General features: G+C 67.2%; 19 protein-coding genes. 15 read left to right on the forward strand and 4 right to left on the reverse strand.

What is annotated here, in order from left to right:
- Window positions 1-46: 46 nt before the first annotated feature.
- Complete coding sequence (locus tag ACRARE_RS01105) at window positions 47-865, reverse strand: lytic transglycosylase domain-containing protein (protein WP_432654562.1); 819 nt, start codon at window positions 863-865, stop codon at window positions 47-49.
- Between the two features lie 406 nt (window positions 866-1,271).
- Between ACRARE_RS01105 and ACRARE_RS01110 the strand changes: the two genes are divergently transcribed.
- The 12 genes from ACRARE_RS01110 to ACRARE_RS01165 all read left to right on the forward strand — a co-directional run bounded on the left by ACRARE_RS01110 (window position 1,272) and on the right by ACRARE_RS01165 (window position 12,455).
- Window positions 1,272-1,454, forward strand: coding sequence for a hypothetical protein (locus ACRARE_RS01110; protein ID WP_432654563.1), 183 nt, complete (start codon window positions 1,272-1,274; stop codon window positions 1,452-1,454).
- Between the two features lie 161 nt (window positions 1,455-1,615).
- The gene (locus tag ACRARE_RS01115) at window positions 1,616-1,810 is read left to right on the forward strand and encodes a Flp family type IVb pilin (protein ID WP_432654564.1); all 195 of its coding nucleotides are present in this window, start codon (window positions 1,616-1,618) and stop codon (window positions 1,808-1,810) included.
- A 138-nt stretch (window positions 1,811-1,948) separates the two neighbouring features.
- Window positions 1,949-2,809 carry a Flp pilus assembly protein CpaB gene (gene cpaB, locus ACRARE_RS01120; RefSeq protein WP_432654565.1) on the forward strand — a complete coding sequence of 287 codons (861 nt, stop codon included), beginning with the start codon at window positions 1,949-1,951 and terminating at the stop codon, window positions 2,807-2,809.
- A gap of 238 nt (window positions 2,810-3,047) precedes the next feature.
- Window positions 3,048-4,475 carry a type II and III secretion system protein family protein gene (locus ACRARE_RS01125; RefSeq protein WP_432654566.1) on the forward strand — a complete coding sequence of 476 codons (1,428 nt, stop codon included), beginning with the start codon at window positions 3,048-3,050 and terminating at the stop codon, window positions 4,473-4,475.
- Between the two features lie 10 nt (window positions 4,476-4,485).
- The gene (locus tag ACRARE_RS01130; RefSeq protein ID WP_432654567.1) at window positions 4,486-5,160 is read left to right on the forward strand and encodes an OmpA family protein; all 675 of its coding nucleotides are present in this window, start codon (window positions 4,486-4,488) and stop codon (window positions 5,158-5,160) included.
- Window positions 5,161-5,533: 373 nt separating this feature from the next.
- Window positions 5,534-6,832: a CpaE/TadZ family protein gene (locus tag ACRARE_RS01135; RefSeq protein ID WP_432654568.1), complete on the forward strand. Its 1,299-nt coding sequence runs from the start codon at window positions 5,534-5,536 to the stop codon at window positions 6,830-6,832.
- A gap of 14 nt (window positions 6,833-6,846) precedes the next feature.
- Window positions 6,847-8,361: a TadA family conjugal transfer-associated ATPase gene (locus ACRARE_RS01140; protein ID WP_432654569.1), complete on the forward strand. Its 1,515-nt coding sequence runs from the start codon at window positions 6,847-6,849 to the stop codon at window positions 8,359-8,361.
- Window positions 8,362-8,369: 8 nt separating this feature from the next.
- Complete coding sequence (locus ACRARE_RS01145; RefSeq protein WP_432655046.1) at window positions 8,370-9,338, forward strand: type II secretion system F family protein; 969 nt, start codon at window positions 8,370-8,372, stop codon at window positions 9,336-9,338.
- Window positions 9,339-9,390: 52 nt separating this feature from the next.
- Window positions 9,391-10,359 carry a type II secretion system F family protein gene (locus ACRARE_RS01150; protein WP_432654570.1) on the forward strand — a complete coding sequence of 323 codons (969 nt, stop codon included), beginning with the start codon at window positions 9,391-9,393 and terminating at the stop codon, window positions 10,357-10,359.
- Between the two features lie 47 nt (window positions 10,360-10,406).
- Complete coding sequence (locus ACRARE_RS01155; protein WP_432654571.1) at window positions 10,407-10,997, forward strand: tetratricopeptide repeat protein; 591 nt, start codon at window positions 10,407-10,409, stop codon at window positions 10,995-10,997.
- 26 nt (window positions 10,998-11,023) lie between these two features.
- Window positions 11,024-11,908: a tetratricopeptide repeat protein gene (locus tag ACRARE_RS01160; RefSeq protein WP_432654572.1), complete on the forward strand. Its 885-nt coding sequence runs from the start codon at window positions 11,024-11,026 to the stop codon at window positions 11,906-11,908.
- Window positions 11,909-11,912: 4 nt separating this feature from the next.
- Complete coding sequence (locus tag ACRARE_RS01165; protein ID WP_432654573.1) at window positions 11,913-12,455, forward strand: prepilin peptidase; 543 nt, start codon at window positions 11,913-11,915, stop codon at window positions 12,453-12,455.
- 10 nt (window positions 12,456-12,465) lie between these two features.
- On the opposite strand, the gene ACRARE_RS01170 is transcribed toward ACRARE_RS01165, so the two are convergent.
- On the reverse strand, window positions 12,466-13,971 hold the full coding sequence (locus ACRARE_RS01170; RefSeq protein WP_432654574.1) for a hypothetical protein: 1,506 nt from the start codon (window positions 13,969-13,971) through the stop codon (window positions 12,466-12,468).
- A gap of 119 nt (window positions 13,972-14,090) precedes the next feature.
- On the opposite strand from ACRARE_RS01170, the gene ACRARE_RS01175 reads away from it, so the two are divergent.
- Window positions 14,091-15,404 (forward strand): DUF8689 domain-containing protein, encoded by a 1,314-nt coding sequence (locus ACRARE_RS01175; protein WP_432654575.1) that lies wholly within the window; start codon window positions 14,091-14,093, stop codon window positions 15,402-15,404.
- Window positions 15,405-15,517: 113 nt separating this feature from the next.
- On the opposite strand, the gene ACRARE_RS01180 is transcribed toward ACRARE_RS01175, so the two are convergent.
- On the reverse strand, window positions 15,518-17,110 hold the full coding sequence (locus tag ACRARE_RS01180; protein WP_432654576.1) for an MDR family MFS transporter: 1,593 nt from the start codon (window positions 17,108-17,110) through the stop codon (window positions 15,518-15,520).
- A gap of 137 nt (window positions 17,111-17,247) precedes the next feature.
- On the opposite strand from ACRARE_RS01180, the gene ACRARE_RS01185 reads away from it, so the two are divergent.
- Window positions 17,248-17,901: a MarR family winged helix-turn-helix transcriptional regulator gene (locus tag ACRARE_RS01185; protein WP_432654577.1), complete on the forward strand. Its 654-nt coding sequence runs from the start codon at window positions 17,248-17,250 to the stop codon at window positions 17,899-17,901.
- Between the two features lie 43 nt (window positions 17,902-17,944).
- Here ACRARE_RS01185 and ACRARE_RS01190 read toward each other — a convergent pair whose 3' ends face one another.
- Window positions 17,945-18,796: an alpha/beta hydrolase gene (locus tag ACRARE_RS01190; protein WP_432654578.1), complete on the reverse strand. Its 852-nt coding sequence runs from the start codon at window positions 18,794-18,796 to the stop codon at window positions 17,945-17,947.
- A 154-nt stretch (window positions 18,797-18,950) separates the two neighbouring features.
- Here ACRARE_RS01190 and ACRARE_RS01195 point away from each other — a divergent pair, with 154 nt between their 5' ends.
- Complete coding sequence (locus tag ACRARE_RS01195) at window positions 18,951-21,347, forward strand: ligase-associated DNA damage response DEXH box helicase (protein ID WP_432654579.1); 2,397 nt, start codon at window positions 18,951-18,953, stop codon at window positions 21,345-21,347.
- Window positions 21,348-21,512 lie beyond the last annotated feature (165 nt).

Raw genomic sequence — 21,512 nt, forward strand, 5'->3', positions numbered from 1 at the left:
CCGGGCACAGCGCCCGGGCCTTTTGCATCTGCCCCCCGCGCCCCGCCTAGTCCGGCAGGCGGAAGACGCAGCCGTCGGAGATCAGCTCGGGCGGGGTCAGGCACAGCCCCTTGGCCACGGCAAAGGCCGCCAGCACCTTGGGCACGTAATCGCGGGTCTCGGCGAAATCGGGCACGCCGCCATGCTCGGCCAGCTTCGTCTCGCCCGCGTTGTAGCCCGCCAGGACCAGGATCGGGTCGCCGCCGAAGCGCTCCATCAGCGCATCCAGAAAGGCGATGCCGCCCTTGATGTTGTCCTCGGCATCGAAGGGGTCGGAGACGCCATAGCGCAGCGCGGTGTCGGGCATCAGCTGCATCAGCCCCTGGGCGCCCGCGCCGCTGACGGCGGCGGCATCGCCCGCCGATTCCACCGCGATCACCGCCAGCACCAGGGCGGGCGACACGCGGGTGCCGGCACTGTTCATCAGGATGGGCGCCATCTGGTCGCGGGCGATCTGCATCAGCGCCCCGAGGCGCGGCGCGGGCACCGCCTGGCCCTGGGGCGCCGTGGCCAGGGCCGTCAGCGCCGGTTCCAGCCGCCCCGGGCCGCTGTCGGCCATGGCGGGCGACATCGCCTCCCAGAACCAGCCGTAGCGGCCCTGGCCGGGCGTTGCCTCTGCCGCCCTGCCCCCCTCTCCCCCGGGGGACGGGGCCGCCGGGGCGGGCGCAGGCGCGGGGGCGATCTGCACCGTGATGCGTTTCTTGGTGCCCGGCTCAGGCGGGCGCACGCTGCGGAAGGTGAAATCCTGGAAGGGCGGCGGCCCGTCCCCCTCGGCCCGGGCGGGCAGGCCCAGCACCAGCCCCGCCAGCAGGGCCCCGGCGATCACCGGCAGGCCCCGGACCCGGCGCCCGACGGCAGGACGGCGAGTCGCTGCGGGCCGGATCTGCCAGGCCCCGTTGAATTGCCGGACAGGGGCCCGGAATCGGGTCGATTCACCCCCGCAATTGGGGCCAGGGGATCCGAATTGCCCCCTCTCAAACAGGGTCCCAAGAGAAAAGTGACGAAGGGATGAAAATAATAAACCGTTACGTATCAATGCCTTAACACCGAGATCCGTTGGAATATGAACAAACTCTTTTTTCGCTACAAAGGTGCCCAAATCCTGCCCGAATCCGGGGGCTATAAATAACCCGTGCCGCAGAGATGGTGACCCAAGAGAGAGAGCAACGGGCCACAGCAAACATCAAAGCGGATCACGTGAAACCTATCTGATCCTTTGGAGGGACAAGACCATGATCAACTTCATCAAAAACTTCCGCAAGAACGAATCCGGCGCCGTGACCGTTGACTGGGTCGTGCTGACCGCAGCCGTTGTCGCCCTGGGTGGCGCAGCCTACACCGCCATTTCCGGTGGTGCAGATGACCTGACCGGCGACGTCGAGACGTTCATGACCAACACCACCGTTGGTGAGTAATCAGAGCTGACCGCTCTTACCTGAGAGTGGCAGAAGGCCGCGTCCAACTCAGGACGCGGCCTTTTTGTATCCTCAGGCTGGCCTTCGGGTGTCGCGCCCGCGCCGCGTGCGCGCCGCCCGTCCAACAGGTGCCTTCGGGCACCCAGCAGAGGCACAGAGATATGAACGGGAAACTCGGATCTCGACTGCTGCGCCGTTTCATCCGCAAGGAAGACGGGGCGGTGACCGTCGATTGGGTCGTCCTCGTGGCGCTGGTGATCACCCTATGCGTGGCGATCTTCACGGCCATGTCCAATGCGACAGACATCCTGTCGGATCGGGCGGCCACCTACATGAGCGAAAAGCCGGTCGAATAACCGGCCTTCGCAACGTCTATCCCGCACCCTGATTTCGTCACATTGATCGGTGATGACATCAGGGATGCACTTCACAGCCGCGACAGCCAGTCCCCCGGGGGGCCCAGCAGATCGCGGACAGGTAATGAGGAATTCAACATGCGGGTCGTGTTTGGTTTGGTTCTCATCGTGGGCCTCGCCTTGGCAGGGGCGGCGGTCTACATGTTCAAGGAATATCAGGATAACATGCAGCGCGCGCTGATGCAGGAACAGGCCAAGAAGGCCCCTGCGATCGCCACGACGCCGGTCTTTATCGCGACCCGCGCCCTGGCCTATGGCGAGGTGCTGACCCCCGAGGACGTGCAGCAGGTCGACTGGCCGCGCACCGCCCTGCCCGAGGGGATCTTCAGCGAGGAAGCGGCGCTTTTCCCCGATGACAACGACGCCCCCCGCTACGTGCGCCGCGCCATGGAAAAGGGCGAGGCCATCCTGGAGGTCAAGGTAACCGAACCGGGCACCGAGGCCGGGCTGACCTCGCGACTGACCCGTGGGATGCGTGCCTTCGCCATCTCGGTGGACGTGGCCACCGGCGTCTCGGGCTTCCTGCGCCCCGGCGACCGCGTCGATGTCTACTGGACCGGCCGCGTGGACGGGATGCGCGGCGACTTTACCAAGCTGATCGAAAGCGGCGTCGAGCTGATCGCCATCGACCAGAGCGCGAATTCCGATCTCAGCGAGACCACCATCGCCCAGACCGTCACCGTCGCGATCAACCCGCAGCAGGTGGCCACCCTGGCGCAGGCACAATCCACCGGGCGGCTGTCGCTGTCGCTTGTGGGTCTGTACGACGACACCGTCGCCGAGGCGATCGAGGTCGACCAGCGCAGCCTGCTGGGGATCCCCCTGGCCGAGGAAACCGCGCCGGTGCAACAGGCCCCCGCCCCCGAGGATCGCGTCTGCACGATCCGCAACCGGCGCGGCTCTGAGGTGGTCGAGATCCCGATCCCCTGCACCGACTAAGCCGGGACCGAAACCGAAGGATCAGGGGCGTCGCATCTGCGGCGCCCTTTTCGCATCCGCGCCCCGCCCGGTTTCGGGCCATCGTCCAGCCGACACAGCCCAGGGTTGTTGCCACTTATCCACAACCGCCGCGGCTCTGAAATCATTGATTCTTGCATGAAAAGCGGAAGTATCGCAGGATAGGCAAAAGACCGGGCACAAGACCCGGACCCGAGCAGTGATCCGAGAGGCAGGTCACATGACATTCGATCGACTTCTGAAGGCCGCCCTATTGGGCGCCACGGCGCTGGTATACCAAGCGCCGCTTCCCGCGTTTGCCGACACGCTGCGCGTGGTCAACCAGAACGCCGAATCGCAACTGAACGTGTCGATGAACCGCGCCGTGGTGGTCGAAAGCGACGTGCCCTTCGCGGAACTGTCCATCGCCAACCCCGCCATCGCCGATATCTCGTCGCTGTCGGACCGGTCGATCTATGTCCTGGGCAAAAGCCCTGGCACCACGACCCTGACCCTGCTGAACGCCGCCGGTCAGCTGATCACCAATGTCGACGTGATCGTCTCGGCCGATGTGACCGAGTTCAAGGCCCGGCTGAAACAGATCCTGCCCGGCGAACAGATCGAGGTGCGCACCGCCAATGACGGCATCGTGCTGTCCGGCGTCGTCTCTTCGGCGCAAAAGCTGCAACGGGCGCTCGACCTGGCGGAACGCTATGCGCCGGAACGGGTGTCGAACCTGATGTCGGTGGGCGGCACCCAGCAAGTGATGCTGAAGGTGCGCTTCGCCGAGATGCAGCGCTCGGTCACCAAATCCCTGTCCACCTCGCTTGGCCTCTCGGGCTCTGCCTTTGGCGGCGGCCTGGGGGTCGAGGGCGGCGGCACCCGCGGCACCAATGCCGGGGGCCAGGCCAATATCCTGGGCGGCTCGCTGCCCAGCTCCAACTCCAGCGCGGGCGCCATCCTTCTGGGCTTCGACGTCGGCTCGGTCGAGGTGGGGATGCTGCTGGAGGCGCTGGAAACCAAGGGCGTGGTGCGCACCCTGGCCGAACCGAACCTGACCGCCCTGTCGGGGCAAGAGGCCAAGTTCCTGGCGGGCGGCGAATATCCCGTGCCCGTGGCCCAGGACAGCACCTCGGTCACCGTCGAATACAAACCCTTTGGGGTGGAACTGGATTTCGTGCCGCGCGTGGTCGACGGCGACGTGATCAACCTGGAGCTTTCGGCCGCCGTTTCGGCCATCGACAGCACCAACGGCTATGAGATCAATTCGTTCCGCATTGACGCCTTCTCGCGGCGCGAAGCCTCGACCACGGTCGAGATGCGCGACGGCGAAAGCTTTGCCATCGCGGGCCTGTTGCAGGACGATTTCACCGACAGCAACAGCCAGCTGCCCTGGCTGGGCGACGTGCCGGTGCTGGGCGCGCTGTTCCGCAGCGCCGAATACCAGCGCCAGCAATCGGAACTGGTGATCATCATCACCGCGCATCTGGTCTCGCCCACCCGGGGCGAAGCCCTGGCCCTGCCCACCGACCGGGTCCGCCCGCCGTCCGAGAAGGACCTGTTCCTGTTCGGCAACGTGACCAGGGAAGAGGGCGCGCGCCTGTCGGGTGGCGCCGGCGAAGTGGCGCGGCAGGATTTCAGCGGCTCCTACGGCTATGTGATGGAGTAACCAGACGCTCATGACCCTGCGACGCCTTCCCCCGCTTCTGGCTGCAACCGCGCTGACCGGCCTCTTGGCCGCCTGTGCCAGCGACGGCTATTCCCCCTTCACCCGCGAGGCGGGCGCGATCAACGATCGGGGCGATTTCGGCAATTCGACGATGAACAACCAGCTGGTGCAGACCGGCCAGCGCTCCTACGTCGAGAACCTGAACCAGCGTTTCGCCGCCGAGGTGCCGACGACGATCAACTTCGCCTTCAACTCGGCCCGGCTGGATCCGGCCTCGATGGCCGTCCTCAGCCGTCAGGCCGCCTGGATCCGCGAGTTCCCCGAGGTGCAGTTCCGCGTCTATGGCCATACCGACCTTGTCGGCTCCGACAGCTACAACCGCCGCCTTGGCCTGCGCCGCGCCCAGACAGCCGTCGCCTATCTGGTCAGCCAGGGGATCAGCCGCGACAGGCTCGAGGCGGTGTCCTCCTTCGGCGAGACGCAGCCGCTGGTCTATACCCAGCAGCCCGAGCGGCAGAACCGCCGCACGGTGACCGAGGTCACCGGCTTCGTCAAACGCCATCCCAACGTGCTGGACGGCAAATATGCCCAGATCGTCTATCGCGACTACGTCAACGAAAGCGCCCCGGTGCGCTCGACGCTGGAAGGCGGCGAGATCACCCAGATCGTGACCCAGGGCGAATAAGGGATTGCGCCCCCTCCGGCCCCCTTCGGACGGGACCGGAACCGGCGCGGATCGGGGCCCGATTTGCCGCTCTGCGGCAGCCGGGGGGCCTGAAAGCGGCGCGAATGCGGTCTGCGGCCCGCAGGGGCACGGCAACCCGTGCAAACCGCTTGCAAATCCCTTATTTTACACCCGCGAAACAGATCGCCACTCTGGCGCCAAATCCGCAACAATTCGGTTTTTTGGCCGTATTGTCGCCCAAGTTGACCCGCAGTTTCGACCCTGGATCGCTGCGGAGGACATGAGTCGTCCCGGGGCCGAAACGCCCCCAATCGTCTGCCCCAAGGCAGGCATGGCCACCGGGCCGCAGTGAAATGAGAGGTAGTGAACGACCATGAGCGCATCTGCGACATTACAGGCTGATCCCAGCCCGATCGTTGCGTGCACCATCCGGCGCGAGCCGGACGGGTTCGAACTGCTGATCGAGGACATGGAAACGGTCATGGGGGACAAATGGGGCGATCTCGGCTTTGCCGAGGCCCTGATGTTCTTCAACCAGCCCGAGGCCGAAACCCTGCAATTCATCGCCATGGCGATTGATGCCGAGGACGAGGAAAACCTGGTCCTGCTGGGCGAGGTGATCACCCAGGCGCGCGCCCAGGGGATCAAGGTCATTCTGATCGCCGAGGATGTCAGCCCCGCCGCGCTGCACCAACTGCTGCGCAAGGGCGCCGACGAATTCGTCCCCTACCCCCTGCCCGAGAACGAGCTGGCCGCCGCGATCAGCCGCATTCAGCAGCCCGACCCCGAGCCGGAGCAGGATCACGACGGCCATATCATCCCCCGCACCGGTGGCGGCAAGGGCGACCGCAACGGCGCCGTTCTGGTCTGCCACGGGTTGTCGGGCGGCGCAGGCGCCACCACCCTGGCCGTCAACATCGCCTATGAGCTGTCCGAAGGCATGACCGCCGCGCCGAAGAAGAAGCGCGGCCGCAAGAAGGGCGCCGAGGCGCCGCCGCCGCCCAAGGTCTGCCTGCTGGATCTCGACCTGCAATATGGCTCTGTCGCCACCTATCTGGACCTGCCGCGCCGCGAAGCGGTCTACGAGCTGCTGTCGGACACCGAGGCGATGGACGCCGATGTCTTCCGCCAGGCCCTTCTGGGCTTCGAGGACCGGATCTCGGTCCTGACCGCCCCGTCGGAAATGCTGCCGCTCGACCTGATCACCCAGGACGACGTGCAACGGATCATCGACATGGCGCGCTCGCATTTCGATTTCGTCATCATCGACATGCCGCGGACCGTCGTTCAGTGGACCGAAACGGTTTTGAACGAAGCTCAGGTCTACTTTGCCCTGATCGAGATGGACATGCGCTCTGCCCAGAACACCCAGCGTCTGAAACGTGCCCTGCAAGCCGAAGATCTGCCCTTCGAGAAGCTGCGCTATGTGCTGAACCGCGCGCCGAAGTTCACCGACCTGTCCGGTCGCCAGCGCGTCAAGCGTCTGGCCGAGACCCTGGATATCGCCATCGAGCTGCAATTCCCCGATGGTGGCCGCCAGGTGACCCAGGGCGCCGACCACGGCGTGCCGCTGGGCTCTGCCGCGCCCAAGAACCCGCTGCGCAAGGAAATCCAGAAACTGGCGCAATCGCTGCTGGATCTGGATTACGCCGCCGCCGCCGCGGAGGCCTGACCGGAGGATAGCCGATGTTTTCGCGATACAAGAAAGACAGCGCGACCCCGGCGGGCAAGCCCGGCAACGCCGCCGCGTCGGGCGCCCCCCGCCCCTCTGCCGCGCCCGCGCCGAAACCCAAACCGGCCGCCGCGCCCCCCGTGCCGCCCCGGGCCGATGCCCCCGCCCCGGGCGGCACCGGCGGCGTGCGCGTCATGCGCAAGCCCATGCCCAATGCCAAACCGGCCGAGGCCGGCGCGGCAGACCGTAACCGCAAGCGCAAGGAACGCCTGTCCGAGATCAAGCTGGACCTGCACCGCTCGCTTCTGGACAACCTGAACCTGTCGGCCCTGGAAACCGCCCAGGAAAACGACCTGCGGATGGAGATCAACGCGATCTCGACCGAGGTCTTGCAGGAAAAGGGCATCGTGCTGAACCGCGAAGAGCGGATGCAGCTGAACCAGGAACTTTACGACGAGGTGCGCGGCCTCGGGCCCCTGGAAAGCCTGCTGCAAGACGACAGTGTGTCGGACATCCTGGTCAACGGCCCGCACCAGATCTTCGTGGAACGCGAAGGCAAGCTGCAACTGTCCGATGTCACCTTCAAGGACGAAAAGCACCTTTTCCGCATCATCGACAAGATCGTCTCGGCCGTGGGTCGGCGGGTCGATGAATCGAACCCCTATGTTGACGCCCGTCTGAAGGACGGCTCGCGTTTCAACGCCATGGTGCCGCCCATTGCCGTCGACGGCTCGCTGGTCTCGATCCGTAAGTTCAAGAAGGACAAGCTGGGCATCGACGACCTGGTGAAGTTCGGCGCCTTCTCCGAGGAAATGGCCGCCTATCTTCAGGCCGCCGTGGCCTGCCGGCTGAACGTCATCGTCTCGGGCGGGACGGGCTCGGGCAAGACGACGACGCTGAACGCCCTGTCGTCCTTCATCGACAACTCCGAACGGATCCTGACGATCGAGGATACGGCGGAACTTCAGCTGCAACAGACCCATGTGGGCCGGATGGAAAGCCGCCCGCCCAACGTCGAGGGCAAGGGCGCGGTGACCCCCCGCGACTGTCTGAAGAACGCCCTGCGGATGCGCCCCGACCGCATCATCGTCGGCGAGACGCGCGGCGAAGAGGTGATCGACATGCTTCAGGCCATGAACACCGGCCACGACGGCTCGATGACCACGATCCACGCCAACTCGGCCCGCGACGGCATCTCGCGTCTGGAAAACATGATCGCCATGGCCGGTATCGACATGCCGCTGAAGGCCATGCGCGCCCAGATCGCCAGCGCCGTCCACCTCATCGTGCAGGCCTCGCGCCTGCAAGACGGCTCGCGCCGGATGACCTCGATCACCGAAATCACCGGGATGGAGGGCGAGGTGATCTCGATGCAGGAGATCTTCCGCTATCAGCGCACCGGCCTGACCCCCGAGAACAAGATCCTGGGCCATTTCACCGCCACCGGCGTGCGCAGCCACTTTTCCGAACGGTTCAGGATGTGGGGCTATGATCTGCCCCCGCAGGTCTTCGAACCGGCAAGGGAGTAAGTCCGATGATGTCCATCGCCATGGATCCCATCATCTATATCCTGATCTTCGCAGGCGTCTTCGGCCTGATCGAGGGCCTCTACCTGACGGTCTTCGGCAAGTCGATCAGCCTGAATTCCAAGGTAAATCGTCGGCTAGAGATGCTCGAAAAGGGCTCGAACCGCGAGGAAGTGCTGGAAAAGCTCCGCAAGGAGATGGAACTGCACATGGCCTCGCGCGAGATCCCGCTTTACTCGCTGCTGGCCGAGAAGGCGCAGAAGGCGGCCATCGCCTTCTCGCCGCCGCAGCTGATGGGGATCATGGCGGGCCTGTCGGTCGTGGCCTTCGTCGGCCTGACCATCGGCACCGAAACCCCGGTGCCGGTGCGCGCCGCAATCTCGGTCGGGATGGGCATCGGCGCGGTCTATGTCTGGGTCAACAACAAGGCCAAGAAGCGGATCGGCCTGATCGAGGAACAGCTGCCCGACGCGGTGGAACTGATGGTGCGCTCGCTGCGGGTGGGTCACCCCTTCAGCTCGGCCATCGGCATTGTCGCCAAGGAGGTCCAGGACCCGCTGGCGACCGAGTTCGGCATCGTCGCCGACGAGGCCGCCTATGGCCGCGAAATGGGCGAGGCGCTCAAGGACATGGCCGAACGCATCGGCCTTCAGGATCTGCGCTTCCTCGCCGTGGCCGTGACCATCCAGCAGCAGTCGGGCGGTAACCTGGCCGAGGTCCTGGCGGGCCTGGCCGCGGTGATCCGCGCCCGGTTCAAGCTGTTCCGCCGGGTGAAGGCGATCACCGCCGAGGCGCAATGGTCGGGCAAGTTCCTGTCGGCCTTCCCGCTGATGGCGCTGGTCGGCATCCTGGTGTCCGACCCGCATTACTACGACGCGGTTCTGGACCACCCCTATTTCATTCCCTCCTGCATCGCGGTCGGCGTCTTCCTGACGGCCAACCTGATCGTGATGCGGCGAATGGTGAATATCCAGGTCTGAGGCCCCCCGGCCCCCGGCCCGCCCGCCGCCGCGGGCAAAACGGAGAGAGATCATGCAGGATCTGATGCAGTTCATCACCGCCACCCTGGGCCCCGCCGGGCCGCTCTACCTCGTGGGGGGGCTGGGCCTTTTCCTGATCCTGCTGACCATCCCCTTCTTCCTGAAGAAGGAAGACGACCCGCTGGACAAGCTGAAGGCCTCGAACCAGCGCGGCGGCGGCAAGGACGGCGAGCACCAGCGCGAGGCGCTGCGCGCCAAACAGGCCAACGAACGGCTGGAACGCTACTCCACCTTCCTGGAGCCGCAGAACGAAGAGGAATATTCGGCGATCAAGCTGAAGCTGCTGCAAGCGGGCTATCGCTCGAAGGATGCGGTGCGCTATTTCTACTTCGCCCAGTTCGCCCTGGGCCTCTTGGGTCTTCTGGCCGGCACGATCTACTTCATGCTCTTCGTCGCCCAGACCGATCCCGACACCCAGAAAACCCTGATGTGGATCCTGGGCCCCGGCGCGGCCGGTTACTATCTGCCGAAATACTGGGTCACCAAACGCCTGGAAGAGCGTAAGACCCAGATCGAACAGGGGTTTCCCGACAGCCTGGACATGCTTCTGGTCTGCGTCGAGGCCGGTCAGTCGATCGACCAGGCGATCATCCGTGTCGCACAGGAACTGCGTTCGTCCTATGAACATCTGGCCGATGAATTCGAGATGGTCAGCTGGGAGATCAAGGCGGGCAAGGACAAGGCCGCCGTCTTCTCGGACATGGCCGAACGCTGCGGCGTCAGCGACATCTCCTCTTTCGTGACCGTGCTGATCCAGTCGGCCACCTTCGGCACCTCGATTGCCGACGCCCTGCGCGTCTATGCGGCCGAGATGCGCGACAAGCGCGTCATGCGCGCCGAGGAAGCGGCCAACAAGCTGCCCACCAAGATGACCCTGGCGACGATGATGTTCTGCGTGCCGCCGCTCTTGATCATCCTGGTCGGCCCCTCCATCGTGAACATCCAGGCCCTGGGGCAGTAACGCCCGCGCCCCGGCCGCCTGGCCCCTGTCCGCGACCCGGAGCCGTCATGCCCCTTGCCCCCCTGCCCCGCCGCAGGTCCGCCCGCCTTCTGCTGACCGCCCTGGCGCCCCTGGCGCTGGCCGCCTGCGTGGCGGGTCAACCCGACCGCCCCGACAGCCCCTATGCCCCGGGCCTCGATCCCCGGGGCGAGGCCGTGGACGGGCTGGTGGTCGGCGACCGCCTGCTGGAGGCCGGAGAGTATGAGCTGGCCATCGACGCCTATACCCGCGCCGCCCTGGATCAGGGGCTGACGCCGCGCGTCTATGCGGGCATCGGCACCGCCAACCTGCAACTGGGCCGCCTCGGCCAGGCCGAGGAACAGCTGCGCCGCGCCGCCGAGAGCGACGACACCCCGCCCGAGATCTGGAACAACCTGGGCCTGGTGCTGATCGGGCGCGGCAAACTGCAAGAGGCGGTGTCGATCTTGCGCCGCGCCTATGCCCTGGATAATGGCGAAAGTGACGCAATTCGCGACAATCTGCGCTTGGCCCTCGCCATGATGGGCGAAAGGCCCTATGATCCGGGGCAAGAACAAGATTTCCAGGTCGTGCACAGCGGACAAGGCTACTACAAGATCCGCGACGCGAACCCTGGCTGAGGACGAGCAGTGCAAAGGACGCGATCATGCGCCACCCATACCAGCGTCATTCCGTGACGCGGACCCGTTCGCGGTCCGCGACCCTTCTGTCCCTCGCCGCGCTGGCCGGTCTTGCGGCCTGTGCCGACCCGGCCGACAAGGAGGTCGAGCGCGCCTTCCAGTCGGTCAACGTCATCGAGGAAAGCAACCTGTCGGACATCATGCTGACGGTGGGCGACCCGAACGAGGCGGTGGCCTATTTCGCCCGCACGGTGCGCGAAAACCCCGACAAGATCGAGCTGAAGCGCGGGCTGGCCAGTTCCCTGGTACGCGCCAAGCGCAACGAAGAGGCCGTCAGCGCCTGGCGCGAGGTGGTGGCCCACCCTGAGGCCACCAACGAGGACCGCGTCGATTTCGCCGATGCCCTGATCCGCACCGGCACCTGGGCCGAGGCCGACAGCGTGCTGGATGGCATCCCGCCCACCTTCGAGACCTACAAGCGCTACCGGCTTGAAGCCATGGTCGCCGACAGCAACCGCGAATGGGACAAGGCCGACAGCTTCTATGAAATCGCCGCCGGGCTGACCACCAAACCCTCGGGCGTGATGAACAACTGGGGCTATTCCAAGCTGACCCGCGGCGACTTCGCCGAGGCCGAGGTGCTGTTCGCCGAGGCGATCCAGCAGGATCCAACCCTGTTCACCGCCAAGAACAACATGATCCTGGCCCGCGGCGCACAGCGCAAATACACCCTGCCCGTCATGCAGATGAGCCAGGTGGAACGTGCCCAGCTTCTGCACACCCTGGGTCTGGCGGCAGTGAAACAGGGCGATGTCGAAACCGGCAAGGCCCTGCTGCGCGAGGCGATCGAGACCCATCCGCAGCATTTCGAAGAGGCCGTGCGCTCGCTCCGCGCGCTGGAAAGCGCCTGATCCCATGGCGGGCTTCCTGACGCCGAACCTGGCGATCCCGGCCCAGACCGCGCTGGTCTTCGCACCCTTCGTGCTGCCGCTTTGCGCCCATGTGGCCTGGACCGACCTGTCGGCGATGCGGATCTCGAACCGCACGGTGACCGCACTGGCGCTGGTCTTTGTCCTGCTGGGGCCGCTGCTGATGCCGCTGGACGCCTATGGCTGGCGCCTGCTGACCATGGTGGTGACCCTGGGCATCACCATGCTGTTCTACGCCGGCGGCGCCATGGGGGCGGGGGATGCCAAGTTCATCCCCGCCGCCGCCCCCTTCATCGCGCCGGATGACGTGATCTACGTGCTGATCCTCTTCTGTGCGCTGCTGATCACCGGCTTTATCACCCACCGCCTGGCCCGGGCCACGGGCCTACGCCGCCTGGCCCCCGGCTGGGACAGCTGGGAGGTGAAGAGCGCCCCCGGCACCCGCGCCCGCTGGCTGCGCGCGCCCTTCCCGATGGGCTTTCCCCTGGCGGGCACCCTGGCCTTCTACCTGATCCTGGCGCTGCTCTAGGCGCCGGGCCTCAGGGCGCCAGCCGATACAGGCGATAGAGCGGCGTTTCCTCGACCAGTACCACCGCGCCCGGGTCGATCCCGGCCAGCACCTGCGCCCGCGCGCCCGGATCCAAGGCGCAACCGGGCACCAGCAGATGCCTTGCGGCCTCGGACCCGCGCGCCACGGGCGGCGCCCAGTCCAGCCAGATCCATTGCGGCGCGATACGGTCGGCGACCAGCGGCATTTGCCCGTCCAGCGCCGCGCTTGCGCCCATGTCCCGTGCCAGATCAGCGACATAGGTTCCGACGCCTGTCACCACCGCGCAGTCCTCCAGCGGCGCCCCGGCAAAGCTTGGCCCCTGCGCCTGCCCCGTCCAGGGGCGCTGCACCACCACCGGCCCGGCGGCCTCTGCCGGGGCCAGGATCCCCGCCTGCCCGGGCAACAGGGCCACCTGCCCCGCCTCGGGCGGCAGGCCCAGGCGGAGCGGGCTGGCCGCCAGGGCCAGCCAGACCGGCGCGATCAGTACCAGCATGATACCGCCCAGGCTGCGCAGGATGCGTTCGCGGTCGGGGTCGGCCTCGGGGCCCGGCAGGCCGATCAACACCACGCCCAGCCCCGCCAGCCACAAGGGATCGGCGCCCCCGCCGCGCCAGGCCAGGTAGACGAAACCCGGCAGGCAGAGCAGCAGGGTGCTGCCGCTGGCGGCCCGCCCCGGAATCGCCCAAAGCAGCCAGACCGCCACCAGCGCCGCGATCAGGGCCAGCGCCTGCATCGGCGCCAGCAGCACCGGGCCCAGCCCCTGGGCGGGCACCACGCTGCGCAGATCCCGCCCCAGGGCGGCCCAATAGCCCGCCCCCTGTACCAGCGTCACCAGCCCCAGCACCGCCAGCGCCAGCAGGCCCGCGCGCGCCAGCAGCCGGGCGCGTCCGCTCAGCGGCAGGCCCAGCCCGCAGGCGGGCAGCAGGGCCAGGGCGGCGGCGGGCGCAATCATCGCCAGAGCCGCCATCGGCAGGCCCAGCACCGCCGCATCGGCCCAGTCCCCGGCGCGCCCCTGCACCGGCGGAAACAGCAGCACCGGCAGCAGCAGGCAGACCAGCGCCCAGGCCCAGCGTATCTGGTGCGGCGCGACCGAGGCCCCCGCCCCGCCCAGACTTGGCGCCAGGACCAGCGGCAGGCAGGCCAGCACCAGCGCCAGGGCGGGCCAGAGGGTCAGGCGGCTCCACCCGATCCAAAGCAGCGCGGGCACCAGCAGCACCGCCAGCCCCCAGGGCGCCCAGAGGATCGCCTGGCCCAGGGTTGCGCCCGCGCGCAGCAACAGGGCCATGGGCGCCACGCTCCAACCGCCGAGGGGCGTTGCCACATCCAGATGCGGCACCTGGCCCGCCGCCAGCCGCAACACCAGGTCCGCCAGATGCAGCGCCCGGGCGGGATCGGCCGCCGCGACCTGCCCGCCCGCCAGGCCAATCAGCAGGGCCTCAAGCGCCAGAAAGGCGATCACCGCGCTCAGAAACCGGCTCGTCTGCGCCCTGTTCATCCGTCCCTCATGATTTTCGCCGCACTCTAGGATCGCAAATAGGCCATTGCACGTATTTCCGCCTGACCTGTCAGGGATTTCGCTTTAATCTTGCCGCGAACGACCCGAGGAGTAACCCGATGAACATGCAGCCCCAAAGCGGGGTGCAGGCCCCGCCCGCACCCAGCACGCTGGAGGAGATGCGGCTGCCCGTGGTGATGATGCGCGACATCGTCATCAAGACCATGTTCCGCAAGAACACCGACAAGGTGACCGATCTGGCCCAGGCCATCTGCCTGCCCGTGGCGGTGACCCAGGAACTGGTCGATCTGTGCCGCGACCAGCTGCTGATCGAGGCGACGGGCTCGATGTCGGCCTCTTCCTCGGGCGAGATGGGCTATCAGCTGACCGACAATGGCCGGGCGCGGGCGCTGGATGCCCTGGCGCAGTCGGAATATTTCGGGCCGATGCCGGTGCCGATGGATGTCTATGCCCAGCAGGTGAAACGCCAGTCGGTGCGCGATATCCAGATCAGCCGCGACCGGCTGGAACAGGCCATGGGCCATCTGATCCTGCCGCCGGACCTGATCGGCAACCTAGGGCCCGCGATCAGCTCGGGGCGGTCCATCCTGATGTACGGCCCGCCGGGCAACGGCAAATCCTCGATCTCGAACGGGATCCGCGACGCCCTGGGCGACAAGATCTATGTGCCGCGCGCGGTGGAATACTCGGGCCAGGTGATCACCGTCTATGACCCGATCGTCCATTCCGCGGCCGAGGAACAGCGCGACGACCCCACGCAGCTGCGCCGCTCGTCCAATCGCTACGACACCCGCTATGTGCGCTGCGAACGGCCCACGGTGATCACCGGGGGCGAGCTGTCGCTGGACATGCTGGACCTGAAGTACAACCCCGTCGCCCGCACCTATCAGGCGCCGCTGCAACTGAAATCCACCGGCGGCGTCTTCATCGTCGACGACCTGGGCCGCCAGGCGGAACCGCCCCAGGCGCTGATCAACCGCTGGATCGTGCCGCTGGAGGAAAGCAAGGATATCCTGGCCCTGCAATCGGGCGAGAAATTCGAGGTGCCCTTCGACACGCTGGTCATCTTCTCGACCAACTTCCACCCGAACGAGATCTTCGACCAGGCCGCCCTGCGGCGGATCTTCTTCAAGATCAAGATCGACGGGCCGAGCCAGGAAAACTTCCTGAAGATCTTTGCCCTGGTGGCCCGCAAGAAGAAGATGCCCCTGTCAGAGGCGGCCCTGCGCCACCTGCTGAAGAACAAGTATCCGACCATCGGCAATGTCTTTGCCAACTACCAGCCGGTCTTCCTGATCGACCAGATGATCGCCATCTGCGAATTCGAGGGCATCCCCTATCAGATGTCGCCGCAGCTGATCGACCGCGCCTGGGCGAATATGTTTGTCCGCGACGAGGCCATCGTGCGCTGACCTGCGCGGGGGCACGGGCGCAGGAACGAACCTGCCGCCGGGCAAAGAAAAGGCCGCGCCGGATCTCTCTGGCGCGGCCTTTTTCAACGGCCCGCAGTCGCGCCCCGGGCGCCTTACTCGGCGGCGACCCTCTGGCCCATCGGGGTGGGCGCATCCGGTACGTCGCGCTTCACCGGCTCTGACGGGCCCAGGCCGCGTTCTTCCAGGCACAGCGACCCGATCCAGGCCAGAACGGCGGCGCCCGCGCCCACCAGGAACAGCGGTTGCAGCGCGTCCGAGAAGCCCTGCACCACCTGTACCTTCAGCGCCGGATCCAGTTCCGCCACCAGGGTGGTGGTGATGTCCTGCACCCGTTCGACCTGCGGCAACAGGGTCTGCACATGCTCGCCCAGCCCGTGGTTGAAGATCGCCCCGAAGACCGAGGTGCCGACCGAGCCGCCGGTCAGGCGGAACATATTGGCGCTGGCGGTGCCCACGCCCAGATGCTGGCGCGGCACGGCGGTCTGGATGGCGACGATGCCCACCGACATGGTCGGCCCGATCCCCGCGCCCACGAAGAACAGGTTCAGCGTGATCTGCCACATCGGCGTCTCGGGGCCGACGGTCGACAGCAGCACCAGCGCCGCGGCCAGGACGACGATCGAGACATTGGGCAGGAACTTGTACCGCCCGGTATAGGTCATCACCCGGCCCGCGGTGAAGGACATCGAGATCAAGCCCCCCATCATCGCCACCAGGTAGATCCCGCTTTCGGCGGGGGCGATGCCCTTCACCACTTGCAGGAACATCGGCACGAAGCTGATCGTGCCGAACATGGCCATGCCGATCAGCAGGTTCACCGTATTGGCGGCCAGGAAGTTGCGGATGCGGAACAATGGCAGCGGCAGCACCGGCTCGGCGGCGCGGGCCTCGGCGGTGATGAAGCCGCCCAGCGACAGCAGGGCAATGGCGATCAGCACGATCATCGGGGTCGAGGACCAGGCCAGGGTGGACCCGCCCAGGCTGGCAATCAGCACCACCGAAGACAGCAGCGCCATCAGCAGCACCGCGCCCAGGTAGTCCATCTTGTGGCTCTGCTGCTCTGCCGGGTGGCTCAGCGCGCGGGTCAGCACGGCAAAGGCCACGATGCCGAAGGGGATGTTGACGAAGAAGATCCAATGCCAGCCCACGGTCTGCACCAGGAAGCCGCCGACCAGCGGCCCCAGCACGGTGGAGACGCCAAACACCCCCGACAGCATCCCCTGCGCCTTGGCCCGCTCGCGCGGCGGCAGAAGGTCGGCCACCACGGCCATGGAGACCACGATCAGCGAGCCGCCGCCAAAGCCCTGGATGATCCGCCCGATCACCAGCATCGGCATGGACCAGGCCACACCGGCCACCAGACCGCCCAGCAGGAAGATCCCGATGCCGGTCTGAAGCACGATCTTGCGGCCGTACATATCGCCCAGCTTGCCCGCGATCGGCGCGCCGATGGTCGAGGCCAGCAGGAAGGCCGTGACGACCCAGGTGATATAGCTCAGCCCGCCCAGGTCGCTGACAATTTCAGGCAGGGCGGTGGAAACGATGCTCTGGCCGGTCGAGGCCAGAAACAGCGTCAGCGCCACGGTGATCATCGTCACCCGGCGCAGTTTCGGGTCCGGCAGGCCGGTCTCGGCCTCCGGTCCCGCAGGCGCCGCTGTCGCGCCCGGTTGGGAAGAACTGGTCATTTCTGTCATCTTTTCATATCGGAAGGCGCCCAGGTGATCGCCACTGTGTCGTGACAGAGGGGCCTGCGCCTTGCTAAACTGGATTATGTCCCATATATGCTGCGGACAAATGCATGTCAACGTCATGCATATATCGAATGGAGGGTAGACCCATCGCAACGCGTGAAGAGGACCTGGCCGCGCTTCTGTCCGAGGCCGGCATTCCCGAAACCGCAACCCGTCAGGCGTTGCAGATCGACGCCGTGTTGCAGAAGTGGCGCCGCCGGGTCGGCAAGCGCGAGCTGGGGCGCATGGCGCTGGAGCGCCTGAAGCTGGACATCGACCTGCCCAAGCTGGACGTGCTGATGGCCACCCGGGCGCCCTCGAACGAATTTGGCGACGAAGAGGGCGAGACCATGGTCTCGACCATCGCCTGCCGCCTGTCGATCGACCCGTCGCGCGCCTCGCGGCTGGTGTCCGAACTGATCGCCCTGGGTTATCTGAAGCGCGGCGTCAGCCAGCAGGACGCGCGCCGCACCATCGTCGAGCTGACCGACAAGGGTCTGGTGACCGTCGACGCGGTGCGGACGCTGAAGTTCATGATCCTGGGCGATTACCTGAAGGGTTGGGACAGTGACGAGGTCGAGGCCTTCCTGCCGCTGCTCGACCGCTTCTCGACCTGGTCGCAAGAGGCCGCCGCCGCCGACCACAGCCGCTTTGGCCCGACCATCGACACGCTGGTGGCGCAGCTGCGCAGCGTCGAGGCCCGGGGCGAGACCGCCGAAGAGGGCAGCGCCGACACCGGCAGCTGACCCGGCGCGCAGGCCCCAAATCCCTGACCCCGGGGTCTGCGCCCTATCCCATCGCCTGGGTCATCCAGCGCTCCACCGCCGCCGTATAGGCCCCCGGCCGGCCCAGCTGGCGGTTGATCTGCGCATGGCTCAGCCCCACGGGCAGGACCTGCGCCTGGCCGCCCCGAGCGGTGACGGCGCTGGCAAAGCGCCCGGCCTGGCCGGTGGTGTCGCGCCGCGCGGTCTGCGCCGCCACCAGCAGCATCGGCGCCATCGGCCGGGTCAGCCGCGCCAGGGGCGAGACCTGCGCCCAATAGGCCGGGTCGTCGCCGAAGACCCCGCGATGCAGCCGCGACGGGCGCCCCCGCATGTACCCCGCCAGGTCATAGACATCGGTATCCAAGAGCACCCCCGCCTGCCAGGGGCGCGCGCCCTGGGCCGTGGCCAGTTCGGGCGCGGCCATCAGCAGGGCCAGCAGATGCGCCCCGGCGCTGTGGCCCATGGCCAGGATCCGCCCCGTCGCCAGGCCATGGGCCCCACCATGGGTCTGAAGATGGGCCATGGCGCGGGCCACATCCGCCGCCTGGCCCTCTGGCGCCACCTCGGGCAGCATCCGGTAGTTGACCGAGGCCAGCGCCCAGCCCTGCGCGCCCCAATGAGCCGCCTTTTCCTGCCAGACGGCGGCATTGCCCTTGTCGCCCAGACGCCAGCCGCCGCCATGCACCAGGGCGATCACCGGCCAGGGCCCGGCCCCCTGCGGCAGATAAAGGTCATAGCGCTGGCGCGCCCCGGGCCCATAGGCCAGATCGGCGATCTTGCGCAGCCCCTGGGCCCGGGCCATGCCCGGCGCCGCGCCCCCCCCGGCGACCAGCGCCGCCCCGATCCCCGCCAGCGCCTGGCGTCGTGTCCATCTCATGGCCCGCTCCCTGTCACTGACCCAAGGGAAAGCTAGGCCGCCCCGCCACCGTGATCCAGCCCCGCCGCCCGCCGCCGCCGGTCCGGTACCGCCCTGGGCCATTTCCCGCCCGTCCCCCCTCGCCAACACCCCGCGCGCTGCCTATTTTCAGCTCATGACACTTCCCCCCCGCTTCCGTGACTGGTTCGCCGCCCGTGGCTGGCAGATCCACCCGCACCAGCGCGACATGCTGGCCCGCAAGGATGATCCCGCCCTGCTGCTGATCGCGCCCACGGGCGGGGGCAAGACCCTTGCGGGCTTCCTGCCCACCCTGGTGGAGCTGGCCGAGGGCGGGCACGACGGGCTGCACACCCTCTATATCTCGCCGCTGAAGGCCCTGGCCGCCGACATCCGCCGCAACCTGCAAACCCCGGTCGCAGAAATGGGCCTGCCGATCCGCATCGAGGACCGCACCGGCGACACCTCCTATACGGTCAAACGCCGCCAGCGCGCCGATCCGCCCCATATCCTGCTGACCACGCCGGAAAGCCTGGCCTTGATGACCAGCTACGAGGATGCGCCGCGCATCTTCGCGGGCCTCAAACGGGTAGTGGTGGACGAAATCCACGCCCTGGCGGAATCGAAACGCGGTGACCAGCTGATGCTGGCGCTGGCGCGGCTGGACCGCCTCTGCCCCGGGCTGCGCCGGGTGGGCCTGTCGGCCACGGTCGAGGATCCCCCCGCCCTGGCGCGCTTTCTGGCCCGCCACCCTGATCCCTGCGCCATCCTCCAGGCCGACCCCGGCCCGGCGCCCGACATCCGGATGTTGCAGGTCGACACGCCGCCCCCCTGGTCCGGCGGCGGCGGCGCCTATGCCATCCCAGAGGTGTTGGACCAGATCCGCCAGCACCGGATCACCTTGATTTTCCACAACACCCGCGCCCAGGCCGAGATCTTCTTCCACAACCTCTGGATGGCCAATGAAGAGGGGCTGCCGATCGGCATCCACCATGGCTCGCTTGACCGGCAGCAGCGCGAGCGGGTGGAAAAGGCCATGGTGCAGGGGCGGCTGCGGGCGGTGGTCTGCACCGGCTCGCTGGATCTGGGCATCGACTGGGGCGATGTGGATCTGGTGATCCAGGTGGGCGCGCCGAAGAACGTCAAACGGCTGGTGCAGCGGATCGGGCGGGCCAACCACCGCTACAATGCGCCGTCAAAGGCGCTGCTGGTGCCCGCCAACCGGTTCGAGGTGGTGGAATGCGTCGCAGCACTTGAGGCGGTGCGGGAAAACGACCTCGACGGCGACCCGCGCGGCCCGGGGCCGCGCGACGTGCTCTGCCAGCAGATCCTGATCGCCGCCTGTGCCGGGCCAATCGACGCAGACGCGCTTTATGCCGAGGTCACCTCGGCCGGGCCCTATGCCGCGCTCAGCCGCGAAGGCTTCGACGCCTGCCTCGATTTCGTGGCGACGGGGGGCTATGCCCTGCGCGGCTATGACCAGTGGCAGCGGCTGAAACAGCGCCCCGACGGGCAGTGGCAGCTGCGCGACCCGCGCGCGGCGCAGCTGATCCGCATGAACATCGGTACGATCCAGGACAGCGACACCCTGAAGGTGCGGATGAAACGCGGCGGCGGCCGGGCCCTTGGCGAGGTCGAAGAGGGCTTTGCCGCCTCTCTGACCCCGGGCGATACCTTCCTGATCGGTGGCCGCATCGTGCGTTACGAAGGCCTGCGCGATATGACGGTCGAGGTCAGCCGCGACCCGGGGCGCAAACCCAAGGTGGCGGTGTTTTCAGGCACGAAATTCGCCACCTCGACCCAGCTGTCGCGCCGCATCCTGCGCCTGTTCCAGCAAGACAGCTGGCCCGAGCTGCCCGGCCCTACGGCGGACTGGCTCGACCTGCAACGCCAGGTCTCGCGCCTGCCCGAACCCGGGCGCCTGCTGGTGGAAAGCTTCCCCCACGACGGGCGCCAGCACCTGGTCACCTATGGCTTCGCGGGGCGTAACGCCATGCAAACGCTGGGGCTTCTGCTGACCAAGCGGATGGAGGAAATGGGCCTGGCCCCGCTTGGCTTCGTCGCCACCGATTATGCCACCCTGATCTGGGGGCTGGAGGATGTGACCGACCCCACACCGCTCTTCGACGCCCGCGCCCTGCGCGACGGGCTGGAGGGCTGGCTGGCGGGGAACGCGGTGATGAAACGCACCTTCCGCGCCTCGGCCACCATCGCCGGGCTGATCAACCGCCAGACCCCCTCGGCGCGCAAATCCGGGCGGCAGACGACCTTTTCCTCGGACATCCTCTACGACACGCTGCACCGCTACGATCCCGACCACCTGCTGATGCGCATCACCCGCGAAGAGGCGATGCGCGGGCTGGTGGATTTCGGCCGCATCGAAGAGATGCTGGGGCGGATCTCGGGCATCGACCACCTGCGCCTCGACCGGGTCACGCCCCTGGCCGCGCCGCTGCTCCTCGAGGTCGGCAAGGTGCCGGTCGAGGGCGAGGGCCGCGCGCGACTGGAAGAGGAAGAGGCCAGGCGCCTGATGCAGGCCGCGGGCCTGGCCTGACCGTGCCCCCTTTGGCCCCCGCCACGCCAGTTATCGGCCCTTGCCGGGCCGATGCCTCCGGCGGGGATATTTTTGGCAATGAGAAGGGCAAGGAGGTGGCACCTGAAAGCCCCAAGCGCGCCCCGGCTGCGACGTAGGTCAACATGTGCGACGGCGATAGGAGGC

This window comes from Pseudooceanicola aquaeponti (assembly GCF_050897975.1).
Lineage (GTDB): Bacteria > Pseudomonadota > Alphaproteobacteria > Rhodobacterales > Rhodobacteraceae > Pseudooceanicola.

Excerpts from the sequence above, each read along its gene's own strand:
- ACRARE_RS01160 (WP_432654572.1), top strand. The coding sequence starts at position 11,024 with ATGCGCCACCCATACCAGCGTCATTCCGTGACGCGGACCCGTTCGCGG.
- ACRARE_RS01125 (WP_432654566.1), top strand. The coding sequence starts at position 3,048 with ATGACATTCGATCGACTTCTGAAGGCCGCCCTATTGGGCGCCACGGCG.
- ACRARE_RS01190 (WP_432654578.1), bottom strand. The coding sequence starts at position 18,796 with ATGAGATGGACACGACGCCAGGCGCTGGCGGGGATCGGGGCGGCGCTG.
- ACRARE_RS01150 (WP_432654570.1), top strand. The coding sequence starts at position 9,391 with ATGCAGGATCTGATGCAGTTCATCACCGCCACCCTGGGCCCCGCCGGG.
- ACRARE_RS01115 (WP_432654564.1), top strand. The coding sequence starts at position 1,616 with ATGAACGGGAAACTCGGATCTCGACTGCTGCGCCGTTTCATCCGCAAG.
- ACRARE_RS01175 (WP_432654575.1), top strand. The coding sequence starts at position 14,091 with ATGAACATGCAGCCCCAAAGCGGGGTGCAGGCCCCGCCCGCACCCAGC.
- cpaB (WP_432654565.1), top strand. The coding sequence starts at position 1,949 with ATGCGGGTCGTGTTTGGTTTGGTTCTCATCGTGGGCCTCGCCTTGGCA.
- ACRARE_RS01170 (WP_432654574.1), bottom strand. The coding sequence starts at position 13,971 with ATGAACAGGGCGCAGACGAGCCGGTTTCTGAGCGCGGTGATCGCCTTT.
- ACRARE_RS01140 (WP_432654569.1), top strand. The coding sequence starts at position 6,847 with ATGTTTTCGCGATACAAGAAAGACAGCGCGACCCCGGCGGGCAAGCCC.
- ACRARE_RS01145 (WP_432655046.1), top strand. The coding sequence starts at position 8,370 with ATGTCCATCGCCATGGATCCCATCATCTATATCCTGATCTTCGCAGGC.
- ACRARE_RS01195 (WP_432654579.1), top strand. The coding sequence starts at position 18,951 with ATGACACTTCCCCCCCGCTTCCGTGACTGGTTCGCCGCCCGTGGCTGG.
- ACRARE_RS01165 (WP_432654573.1), top strand. The coding sequence starts at position 11,913 with ATGGCGGGCTTCCTGACGCCGAACCTGGCGATCCCGGCCCAGACCGCG.
- ACRARE_RS01180 (WP_432654576.1), bottom strand. The coding sequence starts at position 17,110 with ATGACCAGTTCTTCCCAACCGGGCGCGACAGCGGCGCCTGCGGGACCG.
- ACRARE_RS01185 (WP_432654577.1), top strand. The coding sequence starts at position 17,248 with ATGGAGGGTAGACCCATCGCAACGCGTGAAGAGGACCTGGCCGCGCTT.
- ACRARE_RS01130 (WP_432654567.1), top strand. The coding sequence starts at position 4,486 with ATGACCCTGCGACGCCTTCCCCCGCTTCTGGCTGCAACCGCGCTGACC.
- ACRARE_RS01135 (WP_432654568.1), top strand. The coding sequence starts at position 5,534 with ATGAGCGCATCTGCGACATTACAGGCTGATCCCAGCCCGATCGTTGCG.
- ACRARE_RS01110 (WP_432654563.1), top strand. The coding sequence starts at position 1,272 with ATGATCAACTTCATCAAAAACTTCCGCAAGAACGAATCCGGCGCCGTG.
- ACRARE_RS01155 (WP_432654571.1), top strand. The coding sequence starts at position 10,407 with ATGCCCCTTGCCCCCCTGCCCCGCCGCAGGTCCGCCCGCCTTCTGCTG.